General features: G+C 54.1%; 3 protein-coding genes. All 3 read left to right on the top strand.

Going from position 1 to position 2,925, the window contains the following annotated elements:
* Positions 1-1,228, top strand: a 1,228-nt coding sequence (locus NPS29_RS28610) for a hypothetical protein (protein WP_274136859.1), incomplete at its 5' end; no start/stop codon positions are given.
* On the top strand, positions 1,228-2,379 hold the full coding sequence (locus NPS29_RS28605) for a DUF6708 domain-containing protein (RefSeq protein WP_274136858.1): 1,152 nt from the start codon (positions 1,228-1,230) through the stop codon (positions 2,377-2,379). The genes NPS29_RS28610 and NPS29_RS28605, both read left to right, overlap by 1 nt.
* Positions 2,380-2,925 (top strand): hypothetical protein (locus tag NPS29_RS28600; RefSeq protein WP_425312564.1); only part of this gene is annotated, 546 nt, incomplete at its 3' end.

Genomic DNA, 2,925 nt, shown 5'->3' with positions numbered 1-2,925 from the left:
CGAAGGCAACCTGTTCTGGCGTGGGTATGGGCTCAATCAAAAAGAATTGCTGGAAGACACGCGTGTAGGTTTGCAGGAGAGCAAATCGCTCTTTGAACGGCTCACGGTCAAGGACTCGGTCGGCGCCGTGGTGAAGGAGATCAAACGCGCCAACGACATTTTGAAGTCGTTCGAAAAAGCCAACAAAGTGCTGGCCGAAGGGGAAAAACTGGCGCCGATGGACTGGCTTGCACGCACCCAGGTCGGCGTGTTGATGGGCTGGTACGCACAGATGGCCAAGGGAGTGTTCACCTACGCCGCGCCCAACCGCGCCGACAAGGCCATGGCCCATGTGCTGGTCACCGCGATGAACTGGCGCCTGGGAAAATTTGCCCCGCAGTTGCAGCTTGAAGAGCTGGCGGATGCGAAGACCGCCAAGAGCCTGAACACGGCGCGAGCACAGTTGCAGGTTCGCGTGCGGCGCTCGGTGCAGATGGAACTGGAGTCCGGGAAAATCGGCAACTTCTATGCGCTGCGCTTGGGCGTGATCACCGGCTTGTACGAGGCGTTTCAGCTCTACTACAAGGCCCAGGCCATGCCCAATGGTGACAAGGAAAAGGCCGAGTTCGCCGCTGCGGCGCTGGCGACAGTGTCGGCTTCGCTGGGGCTGATGCAGACCGGGGCGGAGTGGACGGTGAAGCGGCATGGGTTAGAAACGGCAACGGGGCGGATTGCATCGGCGTGGGGGGCGGGGTTGAAGTTGTATGGCGGAATGTTGGGGGCTGTGGGTGGGGTAATTGGCGCGGCTCTAGACTTTGGAAGTACTTACGAGCACGCGAAGAAAAGCCGTAATGCCCTAGCTTTTGCTTATAGCACCCGAGGAGCTCTGGTAATTTGGGTAGCCTCGCTTTCCCTACGGGTAGCAATAGGGGGCAGTGGGCCCTACTTGAGATTGTTGATGATGCGCGTGAGTGATCCTTTAATATTAAAATTGCTGGCTAAGCTTGATATATACGCCACTGCCCTAGCTGAGAAGGCAATAATGCTCGGACTTAGAACTGCCTTGGCTCGATTGGCATGGGTAACCTTGGCGGTGAGTGCGATAGTTATATGGTTGGAACCCCAAGCTATTGAGAAATGGTGTGAGAAGTCGGTATTCAGAAAAAATAAGACTGATAAAAAGTTTAAGGCAGAGGTTGATGAGTTGTTAGAGTTGGAAATGGCGTTTAAGAAGATGGTGGATATCTAATGTATTTATTTGAGCGGTTCTCGTGGAGTTGTCTGACCCAGTCGGATGAGGTTCGTGCTAAAAACGACGCGATGATGGCTGCAAGGGAAAGCACAACGCGACAGCGTTTAACAGATTCGAGTAATCAATCTGACAGTCAGTCGATTCCGTTAAATGAATCAGCTAGTGAATGCCCTACTGATGCAAATTCGCTTTATCTGTGCAACGACCGCTTTATTGATGTGCGCGCCTCATTTCAGGAGGATAAGCGCGGTGTAATAACCTTTTTCTTCCTTGCTGTTATGTTGTGCTTGAATATGTTTGCATGGCTTGGAATGGTGTATACACCATTTAGTATATTTTTTAATGGTTCTCTGTATGTTTCGCCATATGATTTAGGGACGCTTTTGTTTGGGGTGCTTGCTTCAGTATTGTGGTTGGTCATGAATTATTTTATGTGGAGGTTTGGCTGGGGTTGGGTGCGCGCTGAGCTATTTACTCATCGCCACATTGTCGCTCGTTTCAATCATGTCACTCGTCAAGTCCACCTCAATCGACCTAAGTATGCTGGCGGAGTAATAACTTTGCCCTGGGATGCCGTTATTGCGGCTGTCAGTCCGACTGACGAGGAATACACCGGTATTGGTGGCGTGCTTGTCCTAGGGTTCATGTCCGAGCAGACCGGTGCTGGCTACGATGAAATGATGATGCTTGGCCGGCCAATGAGCGGCAATGCCGAGTTGGTAGGTTTCTGGGAATACATTCGCCGGTACATGGAAGAAGGGCCTGAGTCCGTGCCACAGCCGAAGCGCTTGTTGAAGCTGCATCCGTTGACGCTTGAGCCCTTGCATGCAGCGTTACGCTTCATGTCGTTCTCTTGGCGAAACGGCAGCCGGTTGACCACTATTATCGCTGTTACGCTGCTCTCGCCTTTGATTGCACTGCTCGCATTCTGTCACTGGGTCTCATTGCTGCTGTGCCATCAGCCACGCTGGCCTAAGATCATCGAAGAGGCCGGGCGGCCGGGTAAACCGGTGCCTAGATCTACTGTCGCCGAAGACTTTGGCACGGAGATTGGAACACGCCTTAGAGCCAATTCCGCCAAGGATCGTTTAGATAGTCCGTTGCCGCCGTTCAAGCGCAGGTCGTTCAAGGACAAGAAGGTCGACTGAGTGAGCGCACTCAGCCAACAACGGCTCGAAGCCATCCGCGACAAACTGCACGCCGAACAGGGCGCGGTATTCGTCCTGCGTGATGCCATCGGCGTCATTGATGGGCTAGAGGCCATGCGCAGCGATGGCAGGCGGCTCAATCGTCAGGGGCGCGAAGCACAGATCGAGGCCAGCAAACAGCGCGCGGGCGAGAACACTCTCAAGTTGTTCGACCAGCTCGACCTGGCCGAAGTGGACGAAACGCTCAAGCAATTCGAAGCACGTATTGCCGAGTGTCAAGCACACGCCGATGCGCGTGCTGAATCGCATCTGCAACTGCTGCGCAGCCAGTACCTGCTCAATGCGCTATACGCGTATGACCCCAATCACTTGCGCCACGGCTGGTCGTTCGCGATTCAGGCGGCGTTGTGCACCCTGGGTATGGAAGCCTGTGTGCCAGGTCAGACGTTGCTTGCGCAGTGGTGGGAAGACACGCAAATCGCCGAAGGCAACCTGTTCTGGCGTGGTTTTGGGCTCAATCAAAAAGAGCTGCTGGAAGACACGCGT

It is taken from the genome of Pseudomonas putida, from assembly GCF_028682175.1.
Classification (GTDB): Bacteria; Pseudomonadota; Gammaproteobacteria; order Pseudomonadales; family Pseudomonadaceae; genus Aquipseudomonas; species Aquipseudomonas putida_AD.
The sequence above is the reverse complement of the archived record's forward strand: the minus strand, read 5'-3'. Positions and strand labels throughout refer to the sequence as shown.

Coding starts and splice junctions, on each gene's coding strand:
- NPS29_RS28605 (WP_274136858.1), top strand. CDS start 1,228: ATGTATTTATTTGAGCGGTTCTCGTGGAGTTGTCTGACCCAGTCGGAT.